Origin of the sequence: Clostridium sp. AUH-JLR23 (genome assembly GCF_964238065.1) — a bacterium.
Lineage (GTDB): Bacteria > Bacillota_I > Bacilli_A > Erysipelotrichales > Coprobacillaceae > Allocoprobacillus > Allocoprobacillus merdigallinarum.
In genome coordinates this window covers 1-16,250 of record NZ_CAXSKY010000019.1, presented here as the reverse complement: position 1 = coordinate 16,250, position 16,250 = coordinate 1, and the positions used below count along the sequence as shown (strand labels likewise).

16 protein-coding genes are annotated in these 16,250 nt (G+C 29.1%); 6 read left to right on the top strand and 10 right to left on the bottom strand.

Annotation, left to right across the window (positions count from 1 at the left end):
* Window positions 1-52: 52 nt before the first annotated feature.
* The 3 genes from ACESR5_RS09600 to ACESR5_RS09590 all read right to left on the bottom strand — a co-directional run bounded on the left by ACESR5_RS09600 (window position 53) and on the right by ACESR5_RS09590 (window position 2,388).
* A complete protein-coding gene (locus ACESR5_RS09600) occupies window positions 53-922 on the bottom strand; it encodes an aldo/keto reductase (RefSeq protein ID WP_373155297.1) in 870 nt (289 codons plus the stop codon).
* 11 nt (window positions 923-933) lie between these two features.
* On the bottom strand, window positions 934-1,773 hold the full coding sequence (locus ACESR5_RS09595) for an aldo/keto reductase (RefSeq protein ID WP_373155295.1): 840 nt from the start codon (window positions 1,771-1,773) through the stop codon (window positions 934-936).
* Window positions 1,774-2,106: 333 nt separating this feature from the next.
* Entirely contained in the window at window positions 2,107-2,388 is a 282-nt protein-coding gene (locus ACESR5_RS09590) for a hypothetical protein (RefSeq protein ID WP_224762630.1), read from the bottom strand.
* 512 nt (window positions 2,389-2,900) lie between these two features.
* Between ACESR5_RS09590 and ACESR5_RS09585 the strand changes: the two genes are divergently transcribed.
* The 4 genes from ACESR5_RS09585 to ACESR5_RS09570 all read left to right on the top strand — a co-directional run bounded on the left by ACESR5_RS09585 (window position 2,901) and on the right by ACESR5_RS09570 (window position 5,956).
* On the top strand, window positions 2,901-3,155 hold the full coding sequence (locus ACESR5_RS09585) for a type II toxin-antitoxin system RelB/DinJ family antitoxin (RefSeq protein WP_087244239.1): 255 nt from the start codon (window positions 2,901-2,903) through the stop codon (window positions 3,153-3,155).
* Window positions 3,148-3,420, top strand: coding sequence for a type II toxin-antitoxin system YafQ family toxin (locus ACESR5_RS09580; RefSeq protein WP_373155293.1), 273 nt, complete (start codon window positions 3,148-3,150; stop codon window positions 3,418-3,420). The genes ACESR5_RS09585 and ACESR5_RS09580 overlap by 8 nt, the downstream gene beginning before the upstream one ends.
* A 1,102-nt stretch (window positions 3,421-4,522) precedes the next feature.
* A complete protein-coding gene (locus ACESR5_RS09575) occupies window positions 4,523-4,957 on the top strand; it encodes a Panacea domain-containing protein (protein WP_373155291.1) in 435 nt (144 codons plus the stop codon).
* A gap of 3 nt (window positions 4,958-4,960) precedes the next feature.
* Complete coding sequence (locus tag ACESR5_RS09570; RefSeq protein ID WP_373155289.1) at window positions 4,961-5,956, top strand: hypothetical protein; 996 nt, start codon at window positions 4,961-4,963, stop codon at window positions 5,954-5,956.
* A gap of 1,379 nt (window positions 5,957-7,335) precedes the next feature.
* Here the strand turns inward: ACESR5_RS09570 and ACESR5_RS09565 are convergent.
* From ACESR5_RS09565 to ACESR5_RS09535, 7 genes are all read right to left on the bottom strand, one after another.
* The gene (locus ACESR5_RS09565; protein ID WP_373155287.1) at window positions 7,336-9,600 is read right to left on the bottom strand and encodes an N-6 DNA methylase; all 2,265 of its coding nucleotides are present in this window, start codon (window positions 9,598-9,600) and stop codon (window positions 7,336-7,338) included.
* Window positions 9,601-10,121: 521 nt separating this feature from the next.
* Complete coding sequence (locus ACESR5_RS09560; RefSeq protein WP_373155285.1) at window positions 10,122-10,265, bottom strand: hypothetical protein; 144 nt, start codon at window positions 10,263-10,265, stop codon at window positions 10,122-10,124.
* A gap of 11 nt (window positions 10,266-10,276) precedes the next feature.
* Window positions 10,277-11,464, bottom strand: coding sequence for a relaxase/mobilization nuclease domain-containing protein (locus ACESR5_RS09555; RefSeq protein WP_373155283.1), 1,188 nt, complete (start codon window positions 11,462-11,464; stop codon window positions 10,277-10,279).
* 80 nt (window positions 11,465-11,544) lie between these two features.
* Window positions 11,545-11,856 carry a plasmid mobilization relaxosome protein MobC gene (gene mobC, locus ACESR5_RS09550; RefSeq protein WP_373155281.1) on the bottom strand — a complete coding sequence of 104 codons (312 nt, stop codon included), beginning with the start codon at window positions 11,854-11,856 and terminating at the stop codon, window positions 11,545-11,547.
* 156 nt (window positions 11,857-12,012) lie between these two features.
* Window positions 12,013-13,719, bottom strand: coding sequence for a bifunctional DNA primase/polymerase (locus tag ACESR5_RS09545; RefSeq protein WP_373155279.1), 1,707 nt, complete (start codon window positions 13,717-13,719; stop codon window positions 12,013-12,015).
* On the bottom strand, window positions 13,712-13,900 hold the full coding sequence (locus tag ACESR5_RS09540; RefSeq protein ID WP_029482170.1) for a hypothetical protein: 189 nt from the start codon (window positions 13,898-13,900) through the stop codon (window positions 13,712-13,714). The genes ACESR5_RS09545 and ACESR5_RS09540 overlap by 8 nt, the downstream gene beginning before the upstream one ends.
* A gap of 5 nt (window positions 13,901-13,905) precedes the next feature.
* Window positions 13,906-14,109: a helix-turn-helix domain-containing protein gene (locus ACESR5_RS09535; protein ID WP_256197581.1), complete on the bottom strand. Its 204-nt coding sequence runs from the start codon at window positions 14,107-14,109 to the stop codon at window positions 13,906-13,908.
* A gap of 190 nt (window positions 14,110-14,299) precedes the next feature.
* Between ACESR5_RS09535 and ACESR5_RS09530 the strand changes: the two genes are divergently transcribed.
* Window positions 14,300-14,986, top strand: a complete 687-nt coding sequence (locus tag ACESR5_RS09530; RefSeq protein WP_373155277.1) for a helix-turn-helix domain-containing protein — start codon at window positions 14,300-14,302, stop codon at window positions 14,984-14,986.
* Window positions 14,987-15,092: 106 nt separating this feature from the next.
* Window positions 15,093-16,184, top strand: a complete 1,092-nt coding sequence (locus ACESR5_RS09525) for a tyrosine-type recombinase/integrase (protein ID WP_373155275.1) — start codon at window positions 15,093-15,095, stop codon at window positions 16,182-16,184.
* The last annotated feature ends 66 nt before the right edge of the window (window positions 16,185-16,250 follow it).

The following is a 16,250-nucleotide window of genomic DNA, read 5'->3' as shown; positions in this document are numbered from 1 at the left end:
TTATAAATAACAATTGAAGTATTTATAAACTCTTTTATTGATATTATACTTTTTAATCATGTATTTTTCTATCAAGTACAGTTTTGACAAATTCTGGATCAAAATGTTTTGTTCTTGAACCTGAATATCCCATGTCTAATGATGCAATCTGCTTCATTTCAGTATCATTTAATTGGAAATCAAAAATATCAATATTTTCAATAATTCTTTCAATATGTGTTGATTTAGGAATCACAACAACACCTCTTTGAACATTCCATCTGAGTAATACCTGTCCAACAGATTTTTGATATTTTTTTGCAATCCCTAATAGCATTTCATCTTCAAATGGATTATATCTTCCTCCACCAAGTGGTGCCCAAGCTTCAGGAATGACATCATACTGTTTCATTGTTTCTAAAGCTTTTTCCTGTGTAAAGTAAGGATGTAATTCAACTTGGTTGACCATTGGTTTGATTTTGACTGTTTCACAGAAATTGGTTAAAACATGAGGATAAAAATTAGAAACACCAATAGCTTTTAACTTTCCTTCTTTATAAGCATCTTCCATCGCTCTCCATGCTGAAAAATAATCTCCCATGGCCTGATGCAATAAATATAAATCAATATATTCTAAACCACTCTTTTTTAATGAAGCATCAATTCCATAACGGGCTGCATCATAGTTTTTCATATCCTGAACCCATAATTTAGAAGTAATAAACAAATCTTCTCGTTGACAAATACCTTCATCAATAGCCTGTCTGACAGCTTGTCCTACTGCATCTTCATTTGTATAAGAAGCCGCTGTATCTATTAAACGATATCCTGCTTTAATGGCCTGATATACTGATTCCTGACATTCTTTTTTATCAGGAACTCTAAAAACACCAAAGCCTACCATTGGCATTTTTAATCCGTTTGTTAATGTGACATATTCCATTGCTTCCACCTCTATTCTTCAAAATGACATTTTGTAGTTGCTAACATTTGGAGTGATTCTGGAGTCACTTTATAGAATGGCTCATGTTTATTCACTTTTGCAATATGAGCCATATCCTCATCAGTTAAAGTAAAGTCAAAAATATCTGCATTATCTTTGATATGTTCCTGTGAGCGACTTCCAGGCACTAATCCAAATCCCATTTGTATATGCCATCTTAAAATGATTTGAGCTGGTGTTTTCTGATATTTGTCTGCTAAATCAACAAAAACTTCATCATTCAACATATCTGTATTTCCATGGCCTAAAGGATACCATGACTGTAAAGCTATATTGTGTTGATCACAAAACTCTTTCACAGCTTCAGCTGGATAATATGGATGACATTCAACCTGCATAAGTGCTGGTACAATTTCACATTGGTCTAATATTTCCTGGATTTTTTCGACTGGAAAGTTAGAAATTCCAATAGCTTTAATTTTTCCTTCTTTATATGCTTTTTCTAGCATTTTATAAGCATAGATATAATTATTCACTGGATGATGTAATAACATAACATCAATATAATCCACACCTATTCTTTTTAAAGTCTCATCAATCGCATGATCATCTTCATATAATGTTGGACCTAACTTTGTTTCTATAAAATAGTCTTCACGTTTTTTACCAGATTTTTTTAATCCTAGTCCAACTTCAACTTCATTGCCATATCTATTCGCTGTATCAATAAGCTGATAGCTATGATTTAATGCAAAGCTCACATTATCAATGATTTGATCTCCTGATTGAGCAATTGTTCCAAAACCTAGTTTTGGTAGTTTCATGTTGTTATTTAAAGTTAAATATTCCACTTTGACACCTCATTTCTATTTCTCTACATATATTTTAAGAAATTCTTTGAGAAAAGTACAATATCAAAATTTAATACTGTTATTCTATAAACGCATAGCCCATATAAAAATATCGTTCAATTTCAATTTTAAATACCTACAATATAAAGAGATAAAAATATCGTGATTATCAACTAACTATTGTAAAAATTATAGAGAATGTTATATCAAACCTGACTGTCTTTTTATAAAAAAAGAACTAACCCTTATGCTAGTTCATACAGGTATAGATTCTAATATATATTTATCGTTATGAAATAAATACTGTCATTTTCATCATAGTTTTGAAATGATTTACTTTTTATATTTCAAATGTTCTATTAATCCTTTAGATGGAGTTGATGCAGTTTGAAAAGCTGTTCTCATTGTTTTGGCTTCATTTTCTCCTTGTGAACAAATTTCTGAAATAATCTTTTGAGCATTAGATATTTCCTTAGAAGATATACAAATTCTAATAGTTGTCCCATGAAATGATGTTTCGCCTGTTTCAGTGCCTTGATTATCTACAAGCAGATAATTTTCACCACTTATGATACAAAAGCTTCCGTTTAATTTTTTACATATTTCACTAACCATATAAAGCCCAAATCCAGAATTAGCCCATTCATCAGTACTTCTTTGTTTTGATGAAGGTCAAAAAGCTTCTGATATCCCTGTCTTTAATGCCCAGTATAATGCTTCTTGATTATTCGTAATATATTCTTTATGTGCAGTATTTTGTACTGATTTTCTTCATTTTTTTATATTTAGCTATCATATTTATTTTGTTATAGCTTCTCTTCAATCTCATTACGCATCAATATATGATTACTTTTATTTTACAAACATTCTTTCATTCATCCATAAATATATCTTTGTTTATATAAAAATTTTATTTTATAGACCAATTTATAACATAATTATTTAAACTATAACAAAAATAAATGAATCATGTATATAAACAATTAAAGATATACTACCATAATGAATAATGATATGAGATAGTGCATAAAATGGTTGAAACTGCGTATACTATCAATGTAGTTCAATGTATTGACAACGAATTACATTTTGATATAATGATGGTGAGAGAAGGAGGCGAATGAAACATGGCACAGATGAGCTTCAGAATCAATGATTCAGTCAAGAAAGATTTCGAAAAGATATGTGAAGAACTAGGTTTGAATCCAACGACTGCATTGACAATCTTTATTAAAAAAATGTGTAGAGAACGCAGAATACCTTTTGATGTTTCTCTATATAACAGTGATACTCTTAAGATTCTTGATGAAACAGCAAACAATCAGAATCTCAGCAAATCATTTGATACTGTGGATGAATTATTCGATGATTTAGATGCTTAAAATCAGGTATCATCATACCTTCAAAAAAGACTATAAGCTAATGAAGAAACGTGGAAAGGATTTGGCAAAGCTGAAATACGTTGTTAATGAACTGGCTAATCAGCGTCCACTTGATGAAAAATATCGTGACCACGAATTGACAGGCCATTATAGAAACTTTAGAGAATGCCATATTGAGCCTGATTGGCTTCTCATTTATAGAATAGAAAAAGGTGAATTGACACTTGCATTGGTTAGAACAGGTACACATTCTGATTTGTTCTAAAAAGGAATCCAGACAATCTGGACTCCTTTTTTCATGAAAAAATCTTCTTTATTGATGATATTTCTTATATTCATCCATATCGACATAATATTGTCATTTATCATAGTATAAATTCCCATCTATGAGCACATATGCTATATAAAGTTTCAAGCTGACTTTATACGCTCCGGTAACAAAATAAGTCCTTTCCTACGACATATTGAGGAGATGGTGTAAGAAACAACAAAAAAACTACGAAATAGCTTCCGTAGTTTCTAAAAAAACATATCATATTAAGTTAAAAATCACTTTAAAAGTGCCACCAGTTTGCCACTAGCTTACATTTTAACTTCAAAATTCCCTGATTATATGGGCTTTTTTTCTTTCTATTCACCAACGTATGATAAGTTTGAATATATTTTAGTTTTATTAAGTATTTTTATGGCTGTATTTAGTGTAATTTTATCTTAGTTTCTGCAGATTATTTTTATTTACAGAACATCTTAGTACCAAAATAGTACCATCAACTTATAGAAATAGTTAAGTTTGTCTTACTTTGAATTACTATAGAGACATCCCGATGGTATAATTACCACTAGAGAGATGTTTCACTTGACTTACAAACGCTGTTATACACCTTTAAATTTTTCCTAATGATAGGTATTCATTCTAGAATATTCTATTTCCTCTAATATAAAATTTATATTTTCTCTGTATTCAAAGCAACATCAGATGTTAACTAATTTCAATTCTAGGGATATACCCTTCTATGATTAGATTTATAAATAAACAACTTAAGATTTTCATTTTCGATATTTTTGCTTTTAATCTAGATTTACGTATTATGACGTCTTACCTATCTTACTGTATTACTAATTTTAGCGACTACATTTTTTATAAAGTATAAGTGAAGCCTATTTTTCTAACCCTACATACAACATATTATACCATCCAATTGATTACCTTTATACCAAAATATTATTCGACTCTTTTTTGATGAACATATTATTTTTTCTTTATATTCTGCTATTTTTAGAATTAATTCTTGACAAATATGCTATAATTATATTATACAAATGTATACACTATTAAAAATATACTTAGAATGTGAGGATAACCAATTATGTATATGGCTTTAGATATTGCTCGTTATATTATTGAAAGATGTAATTCTACAAATAAAACAATTAGCAACTTAAAATTACAAAAAATATTATATTTTATACAAGCAGAATTTTTAATTTCAAAGAATCAACCATGTTTTTCTGAAAAAATTCTGGCTTGGGATTTTGGACCAGTCGTCCCAGTGGTTTATTACAAATATAGAATGTTTGGAAGTGGTAATATACCTTGTATTAAAAAATCACAAATTTCTCATCTAATTTCTCCAACTGATAAAACACTTTTAAATGGAGTCATTGATGAATGTGCCGAATATTCTGCATCAGCTCTTGTTGAGATTACACATAACCAGACTCCTTGGATAATGGCATATGAACCAAATAAAAATAATGAAATTACTATTAAAAGTATAAAAAAATATTTTCAGGAGGATTAAAATATGTCCTCAATTAATATTAAAATTAATAAAACTACCAACCAGGTAGAATTTACGATTGACGATAGAGTTATTACAGAAGAAATGTCTGAAAAAATGACTGAAATTTGTGATTTATTATATACAGATAGCAATCAATTCGATGAAAAAAAAACATATGATAAAATTTTTCAATATATTAAAAATTATGATAGACTTTTATATTCTCAGATAAGCAATGTGGTGTATGCTCTTTATAACGAGCATACACCTGAAAAAGCAATGAATGATTTAGGAACAATGATTTCTAATATTGATAAAATTGTTGCTTATACCGGTACATCTGAATATAAAGAAAAAAAATCACAAACAGTTCAATTAGAATATAAAAAAATATTTGAGGATACAGAAAAAACTCTTATAAAAATATGGGATCATGTAAACTTAGCACAAACACAGTATAGTGGCTTGAAACAAACTGATGAAGAATATGTAAGAAAATTTAATAAAAGTATAGAACCTTTCAAAGAAAATCTCATAAAAGATATGAATGCACAACTTCTTACTATGGTAAGTATTTTTACTGCATTAGCATTTTTGGTATTTGGTAGTATTAGTTCGATTGGAAATATATTTTCTAACCATGAAATTCCTTTATTAAAAATTATCATTATTGGTTCTGTTTGGGGATTATGTATTCTGAATATGATATTTGTTTTCTTATTTTGCGTTGGAAAAATGACTGGATTGAATTTTAAATCGAGCTCAGAACAAAATGCTAATATCATCCAGAAATATCCTATCATTTGGTGGAGTGATTTGATTATAGTAACAATCTTAGCAGGCAGTCTATGGACTTATTACGTACGTAAAGAAAATATTGATTCAGGCTTTAATGTATGGTGTAGTTCCCACTCAGAACTAGCTATGTGGGGAGGATATATTTTGATTCTACTAATATTTTCAATTTTACTTTCTGCTCTGATAAAACAAACATGGAAAAAGGATATTAAATCTTAATGAATTATTCATATTATTACTTTTCTCTTTATCTATAATTGTATTTGATACCCTCTTGATATAATATTGTTGACTTTTTAAAACTATAATATTTAATAGTTTATATACAGAGCTATTGTGTCGAAGTCATGTTCTCCTATAATCAACAATTTAAAATATATAAATTAAAAATAAAATATGTAATACAAATTTGCATCTCCGTGACCAAAAAGTTTTGGTACTCTAATTCGTTCAAAATATTAAGAGGAATATTGATGAAAAATCAGTATTCCTTTTTATATATCAGGTATTTTTGAGAAAAAATTAGGATAATATCTAGTCCATATTTTCCTCTATTATTTATTGGCACCTCTGGGATTAACGATACATTTGATTTTGTTTGTTCATGCATTGTATGCTTATCATATTTGTTTTGAGAATATTAAATTCTGTTTATTTGACATTAGAAATTTGTCTACCATTTGCCTTGAATAAAAGCTTCTTTACATAGTTGTTCTTCCCTTCACATAGGCCATTGGATATACGTTTGCCATTGCGCTAGATAATTCAATTGAGTATTTCTCGATTCCAGTGTTCAAGTATTTTTACAAAACCTATGCTTTCTTAAACCTGTGTATATCAGAACCTTTTAATTACACCACTAAACTCTTTTCTTTTGTCAACGTTAACGACTTCTTCTTTAGCATTGTATGCTTGTTTAAGCTCGTCATCCAAACTAAATAAGGTTTCAAATATCTTATTTTCTGTTGTATGACATTCTAACAACTTTTCATATTTGAAAACTTCATGTTCTACGTTCTTTCTAGATTTTAACAATATTTTGTATCGATGTTTTAATCATTTGTATTCGACCTTTTTTCATGTCTCTAAACAGATTTTTAATAAGTAATTAAACCAGAAATCATTTGTCTTTTATTCAAGGATTATCAATTATCAGGTAATTTTCAAAATTCATAATAAGTATAGGATATTAATACATGCTATTCTTAGAAAAGTGAAACTCATTAATCAATAGAATTATAGGAAGAGTATGTCTTTCAACTCTAACGAAAGTATAATTCTAATAGAAGACCAATCATCATAGGTTATAGGATTTAAATTATAATCCAAATATTAATTTCAGAATATGAATCATTATTATCTATCGTTAAGGATTCAACAACATCATCCTCAATATCATACAATTGCAATAATTTTTTATTCATCATTTTTATTTCTCCAGGACCAGATGATAAAATTGTATCGAAAAAAGTGAGGATAAATCACATCCCCACAATAATTTAGAATTTAATTATTAAATTATTCATTTTTAATTGCCAATTATAAATCTCTACATCGAAAAATACTATTAGTATTTTCAATTAAATTATTGAGTATCATTACAACAGCTCATTAAGTTTCATAGTTAAATTATTCTCCATGATATCCAATTTCCTGTGTATCTCATCTAAAGGATAAATATATTTTTCTACAAATTCATTTTGCTCGCAAAGTGGTATATATTCTATATAATAAGATTTTAATTCACTATCACGAATTGTTAATTTTGATGTGCCATCAGCTAAATCTGCAACTAATTGTTTTCTGATTGCTTCTAAATACCAATTGTAAAATTTCAAGTTAATTGGATAAATATCAGCATAATCTTTGTTTGGAGTGAGAACTAGACAAAGATTACTTGCAATGAATTTTCCACTTATGTACTGACTTTTTCCTAAAGAACCTCCCGCTGAAATCGCATATACAAGAGCTTCACAATCATGTGTATAAGTATCGTGTTTTTTTCTCTCACTTGATGCAGTAATAAAATCATACTTTCCATCATCAACATTTTTAGTTGAAGCAAGTGTTCCTTTTACGGAATCAAATATATGATCAAATCTAACAAGTTGATGCTTACTATCTCGTGGATTTTTCCATCCAGAACAATTTAATTCCTTGTTTTTATAAATATAACGTAAAGAAGATATCCCATCTAATTCTCTTCGATTATTAATCACATCCAGAATATTGTTTTCAATATCATTCCATTGATTATTGATATCGATACGACCTTTGTGTTGAATACTTACAAATCCGTCATTCTCAAGATTATAGAACATCACCATATCATCCATATGATGTGGAGTTTTAGTAAATCCGAAAATAGATGTATTTACTGTTCGCCCTTGCTCATTAAATAAATTATACGGCATTTTTATCACATAATCTAATTTTGCAAAACGAAGTATTTCTTCTGTTAATCCTCTTTCACCTTGATGTTTTGTTAAAGTTGGTGTTGGCATAATAACAATCAGCTTAGCATTTGGCTCGAGATATTGAAGTGCTTGTTTTACAAATTTAATTGGATTATCATTTTCATAAGGTGGATTAATAATACATTTTGTTGGTTTTTGCTCACGAATATATTCGAGCAAAATGTCATCATGATTATCCACTATTGCTTCACTGTTGTCATGCAATAAACTACTTCTATATAATAGATTTGAACGTCCATCTCCATGAAGAAACATATTTGAGCAAGCAAGAGCAAATAAAACAGGATCAATTTCAAATCCAATTATCTGTTTAGAACAAATTTTATCAATTTTTTCTAAATTATCTCCAGCTAAATTTGTAAGAACTTCAAGGGCATCCATTAAAAAACCACCTGGACCCATACATGTATCCAAAATAACATCATTTACATCTAATCGAGCCAGTTTCACCATTAGTGATTTAACATGATCAGGTGTAAGTATAATATTTTTATTTTCTACTTTACCAGCTCGTTTTAAAAATAATTTATATGCTCTTCCCAATACATCTCGTTTTTCATCATGAATAAAAGGATAATATATTTTCTTTTCAATAAGATTAATAATTTTTTTATAATCGTCCAATGAAAAGTCAATTGTAGAGATAAACGCAAACCTATCTCGCCAACTAAATTCTTTAGAAAGATTATTTACTTTTCCTTTAAGCTCAATATCAATAGCTTCAAGCAAACGTTTATTAAGATTATGTGCTTCAAGTAGTGTTAATGATGTTGTAGCTCGTTCAGTTTTTGATGGTGGTCTTACTGAATTATAATTTGCACGAAAATCATCATTACGCAAAGCAATAAGTATTCCAGAAAAAAACAAACTCCTGTCTGTATCTCGTACCTTATTATGAAATGTTTCATTTAGTTGTTTGATAATTCGAGTTAATTCTTCATCAGAGATGGACTCCCCTGAAATTTTCTTTACATATGTTTTAGAAATATTTTCTAGTGACATTAAACTATCACGAACTTGAAACATTGCAATTTTATTATCTACAGAGCTTTTATAATAGTATGTTGTTTTAATTTGGCTTAGCTCTTGCCCAGAAACTGCAATTCCCACTAACCCCTTATTTTTAATAGAATTATTATTCATATAAAATAAAACTTCTTCTTCTGCTTTAGAATGTTTGAGGGCTTTTGCTTCGACAATAATTACAAAATCTCCCATATCTTTAAAAAAATCAGGATATCCATCGTAATTAGTACCTTTTTTTGACACAAATCCATATGATTTTGGGATAGCACTTTTTTCAATAAAAGTACTAGCTCCATAGTAATCACGAAAAATATTTTCAGTAATTGTTTCTGATACTTGTTTTTCTATTAAACTATTCATAATTTTTTCACCTCTTCTCTATAAAAATAAACCAATCAATTTTTCTCTATTCTGAAATCTAATCATGAATACTAATCATAATTATATTTTTATTTACATCTTTTTTATGGATGCGGATAAAAAGCATAGTTAGATTCCCCTCTAATTATATATCTCACTGTAACATTTGTCGAGATTTTAGTACAAATTTCAGATATACGTACTTATGGATATTACAAAATAATTAATTTAATGTTTTTCTATTATAAATACGCAAATACAACAAATTCTTACTATCGCATATTTTTACTTTTATCCGAAAAGTAGACTTTTCCTACCTTAATTCATTTTATTCCAAATAGTTTCTTCTATATTGCTTTTATTATTATTCATCTCTTGAAATCATTTCATCTGATCTTGTTCTTTTAACTTTCGTGTGTTATGTTTCTTGATACTTTGTATTGTTCTATAAAAATTTCATATTGTTTGTTAAACTCTTTATCAACACGAATCAATTCTTCATTCAGTTCATCTTTTGTTCGTTAAGATAGGTAATGACCTGGATGTTTTTCTTTTAATATTCTTAGATACTCTCTTCCAAATCTAGATAAATTTGGTAAAGGTTTTTCTTGTTTTAATGATGGAATTTCATAATCTCCTACTCTGTTATATTTGATTTCTTTCATGATTTTATCTCCTATCTTGCATCTCTTTGTTTGATTTTCTTTTGTGCAATTCTTTCAATATCTTTATCAAAGCTACGATTTCTAATGTTCTCACATGCTTTGATTTCTAATCTTAGCTTCTTGATCTCAGGTGTAAATAACTTAGCTCTTGCTGACCATTCTTCTTTTTCATCCTTCGTTCTTGCTCGTTGTCGTTGATAATAACACCCTTGTCTTTGTTTTAATAAGTCATTAAGTTCATCTTGTTTTTGTTGTTGATAGCCATTTAATTGATCGATATCTTCAATCTTGTTCTTGGCAAGAAGTTCAATTTCTCTAGAATATTGATCCATTTTCTTGAGAGCTTGCCTTGCTTCTTTGGAAATATGTTGTTTTCTTGTAGGTAAGATATTAATTGAAATGAGATAAGCAATATGGATTCCGGCAAGTTTTGGCAACTGTTTTCTTTTATAAAGTTGATAGTATTCCTTACACCGATAATAGCTTTGTATATGTTCAACGTTTTGAGGAAGGATCCATTTGTCAGTCAATCTTTCTTCAATTTCATCAAAACGATACTTTTCTCCTAATGACTTTAGATAGATTGGTTCATTGCAATATGGATGATAAACAACATCATCTCCATCAACCCTATCGAATTCATAACCTTTCTTTTTCATATTATCCTTTAAATCTCTAATGCAATTACTTTCTTTTACAAGAGCATCTATATCCTTTTTTATGTCATTCATATAGGTTTTCATGATATGATAATTCAACTTTTTTGAATCATACGATGGATCTTCAATGATTGATAATCCATATTCTTTGCATAGTTCATCGGATGTATTTCTCATGTGCCAGTAATCTTTTTTGGTATTGCAGAATCGTTTTCCATCAACGAATGAAGTTGAATTTAATAAGATATGATTATGAATATGGTTTTTGTCTAGGTGAGTGGTAACAACAACTTCGAAACGATTTCCAAACACTTTTTGGGCAAGCTTTACTCCAATTTCATGTGCAATATTTGCATCAACCTCACCTATTTTAAATGACTGATAGCCATGAAATGCTACGATTCTTTTATGATCATGGAACAATTTCTTGGTCATCTGCATCGATTTTAATGGGGCAAATGCATCACAATTAAGACAAGTTACATACTGTTTTTGTTTAACTTTATTATCTTGGCTGATGTAATCCAAGAGCGTTTGCATCGTCTTTTTTTCATCTTCAACATACTTGATAACGTTATCCAAACGATCTCGGATAGCCCAAATTGATGTTACTGCTTTGATCAGCCTCTTACTTTTTCATCAAGATTTTTGATCATTTGTCGTAATTCCTTGATGGTTTCTGCGATGGTTTTTAATGATATGTCTTGTCTATTATTCAATGCTCTTGCTATCTGATTTAGGTTATTACCAATATGATTGAACTCATTTTTTAACTTATAATACTCTAAATCAGGTGGTACTTTTATCTCTTTACCTAATATACAAGCTCTAGAAAATGCTTCTCTACTTAAGCTCGTTCTTTCTAATTTATTGTTTAAGATTTTAAATTCATCATCATTAAATCGTATCTTAATTTCATGATTTCTTTTCATATGAACCTCCAATCTTGCTGGTCATACCAGCTTTTGATTTTGTATTTTGGGGACAAAATACGTTGCTTGCTAATACATAAAATCTTAAATTTAACTTATTTAAGGAGTGACGATGTGACGGTTAAAAGGTATTGTCAGACAACTGTCACACTGTCACTAAATTTCTTCATTTCCATGATATCTTAAACAAATTGGTCTTGCTTTATTTTGTCGTGGTTGCTTCTCGTAAGAGATAAATGTTGACTCTAGGATATTACAGTTTTTTGCTAGTAAAGCTTGAAGCTGTCTTCCTGTCAGCGAAAGTGAAAGAATGGATGACAAATCTTCATGAGAACCAATAAATTCTTTTTTTCGAATGATAAAATTAATAACTTTCATAACATTCTCATCAACATCACCATCATCCTCATTTTCAGTGATTTCTAAAATCATACTATCGTTTTGTAATAGTGTCATTTCATCATCTGGTATATCTTTCCCTTGTATTGCTAACTGTCGTGTCTTAGATAAATGGTTTTTCTTATACATAACAAGGATTGAATCAGACCCGGCTGTTAAACCTCTACTTCCATAGATTGAATCAAAAGGATGATTGACATCTACCTCTTTTTTTACATGTGTTATTAAAATAATCGCAATATGATATTTACAAGCTAATTCATGATAAGCTGTCGCTTCAGCATACTCACTATCATAATCTCGGTCTTTTGATTTTCTTATCTTATGGAATGTATCAACCACTACAAGTTTTAAATCTGCATTTCTTTGAAGCTCTTGTTCAATTCTTAATTCTAGATCATACAAATGATTCGGCTTTAGAATATCAATAACAAATTTATCATTTGGGTCTACTTGCATTCTTTGCAATCTTTTTTTGATTTTTGTCTTTTTATCTTCAAAAGCAAGATAGACCGCTGTTCCTTTTTGTACTTTCTTTCCTAAGAAATTTTTACCTTCTACAATAGCATCACATAGCTGCAATCCAAAAAACGTTTTTCCTGACTTTTGTGGTGCACCTAAAAGAGTTAGACCTACCGATATCATATTTTCAACAATATCATCTTCATCATCATCTTTAGAAGCATAAAGTTGTGTTAAAGTAAACGATCTTTCATACTCAATTTCGTTTCGAAATTGAACTAAACCTTTTTTATATTTTAAAGTACTTTGAATAATACGTTCAATTTCTTGAATTTCTAATGGTGGTTGGCATTTTACTTCATTCTCTTTTTTAATACATTCATTGATAGCCACATCACTAAATCCTTTTTGTTGTAAGAAACACGCCATACGAAATAGATAATCGTTCCTACATCCTTCATTAACGATATCTTGACTTGTAAATGAACTCTCTCTGTTTTCTTTATGTCTATTTAAAAAGTTTCGTATTGCATCATTTATTTTAGCAACCGGTTCTTTATTAACAAACTGATATTTATTACCATCTATCATACTTGGCGGTGCTACAATGTAGCCACCTTTTCCTCTTATATCAATACCATCATACAATCCTGTACGTGTTTTAACTCCTTGTTGGTCATCATAATAGTAAAGATGAAATCCCCCAGAGGGAGATTTCACCATTTTTGTGGTAGGTAATTCTTTTCCATATTGTTTTAAAGATTCAATTCCATTATGTTGATTTTTTATATCAACATCTATAACAAATAATTTTTCACCTGTTACGATACCAATATTATATTGTGGATTTATATCCCACCAATATTCAATAGTATCTGGATTCGTGGTTGCTTCTTCTATCCATGAATGAAGAACTTGCTTTCCTTTACTGTTTGGCGCCAGTGGAAAGACTCGTAGCCCTTCTTTAGCATAGGCTAGTGCACTTTCTTTTAAACTAGGCATGTGTTCCACCATACCACTTTTCATTAAAATATCTTGCAGGGACTTTACCAGAAATAACTAAATATCCTTGTTCTTCTAAATAATCATTCATCTCTCTCATCACTGCATAAGCTTTACTTTTACTAACTCCTAATAATTTAATTACATCGTATACATCATAATAACTTTTTTCAATTTCCATAATTTCTATTCTCCTTCTTTTAATATACTATCAATACTTACATCTAACGCATCAGCAATTTGTCCGATAGTTTTGAGTTGCCCAATCCTTTGACCTCTTAATATTGCAGAGATTGTACTATAAGACAAGTTGTTGATTTTACAAAACTCCTTTACTGATAATTGACGTTCTATCAGTAAGATTTTAATTCTTGTTGAATCAACCTTCATATTCCCACCTCCTTTTATACTCAATTTGAGTTATTTTCAATTAAATAATAGCATATATTAGGTTGTTGTCAATATAAATAACTCATTTTAAATAATTTTCATATATTTTTATTCAAAATGAGTTATATTTATTTACAAGTTGTACAAATTTGATATAATTAACTCAAGAAAGGAGGTTAAATACATATATATGGCTACTTTTTCAGATATATTAGCAAGAGAACGTAAGAAAAAAGGTCTATCTAAAGCCGAGTTAGCCAGACGGCTCAATATCCCTTATACAACTTATCAAAATTATGAAAATGGTCGTGAACCTAAAATAGATGTCATCAAACAAATATCTGATGAACTCTCTATTTGCCCAAGCGTATTTTTTGACTTAGATAACGAAGATTTTCTTTTTGATCATAACTACTATCCTGTACAACATGATGAATTAAAAGATATTTTATTATATGATTCTGGTAAGTTCTTTGACATGAAAGAAAATTTTGATAAAGAACATGAAAAAATTGGAGATTATGAAATAAAAATTTATACACTTTTCGATGAATTCTATGCATTATTAAAGGATTTTCGTAAGCTTTCATTTGTTTCAGTGGATAAATTTCAATTTGAACAATTGCGTAATGATGCTTATCTTCTCATTAAGAGAAGTTTACAAGATGCACAATACCAATACCAAAAAGTTGTATATGAATCTCAATTTATGAATGAAGAAACAATTAATCAATATAAAGCAAATAATCCAAATTATAAGAAAGATATTATTTACAAAGTTCTCTTTACAAACAAAGAATTAGACCTTGATTTAGAAGATGATCAATCAATTGATACGATGTATCGTGTCGCATTAAAAAAATATTACAGTAAATAAAAAAAGCACTCCAGCGCCAACTAGAGTGCACAGCATGAAAAAGAATTACCTACCACAGCAATCATTTTTCATGCTCCAATTTTAACATGAAAAGGAGCGAAATACAATGCCAACATATTATGATAAGAAAACCAAAACTTGGTTTTGTAAGTTTTATTATACTGATTACAAAGGTGAGAAAAAGCAAAAGAAAAAAAGAGGATTCAAATTACAACGTGAAGCTAAAGAATTTGAACGACATTTTCTAGAACAACAAAGTACAAATCTTAATATGTCATTTGAAAACTTTGTTAAACTTTATCAAGATGACATGTCGCCTCGACTGAAACCAAAGACATTACATGTTAAAAACAATATTATCGAGAAAAGGATTCTTCCTTTTTTTAAACAATATCAAATGAATGAGATTACTGCCATAATAATAAGACGATGGCAAAATGAGCTTATAAGCCAAAACTATTCTGAAGCATATTTAAAAAAGATAAATGGAATACTAAATGCCATTTTTAATCACGCTACAAAATATTATGATTTAAAAACGAATCCTTGTACTAAAGCTGGAAGCATTGGTAGCCATAAAAGCAAAAAAATGCAAATTTATACTATCGATGAAATGAAAACTTTATTAGAAAACGTACAAGACTATAATGATTACACTATATTCTCTACTCTTTTTTACACAGGTATGAGAAAGGGTGAATTGTTTGCATTGCAAAAAAAAGATATAGATTTAGATAAAGGAGTTATTCACATTACAAAATCATATCAACGTATTAATAAAAAGAATGTCATTACATCTCCTAAAACGCACAATAGCTATAGGGATGTTAGTATTCCTCAATTCCTTGTAGATATTATTAAGCAATATATTGATAATCTCTATAAGCCAAAGGATGATGATTATATTTTTATGAATCATTACACAAAAGCTAGAGGGCGATTGAAATACGCACAAAGAAAAGCAAATCTTAATCCTGAGTTTACCATCCATTCCTTTAGACATAGTCATGTTTCCATGCTTATTGAATTAGGTTATAGTGCACTCATGATAGCAGAACGTATAGGTGATACCGTTGAAACAACATTAAAAACTTACAGTCATTTATACCCTGATAAACAAATTCATCTCGTTAATAAGCTTGATGAATTAAACAATAGTACCAAATTAGTACCAGAAACTCCTCAAGAAATTGAATAGGGGCTAAGAATTAATATCTTTCGCCCCTTTCACAACACCGTGCGTAGGGTTCCCTACACGGCGTTT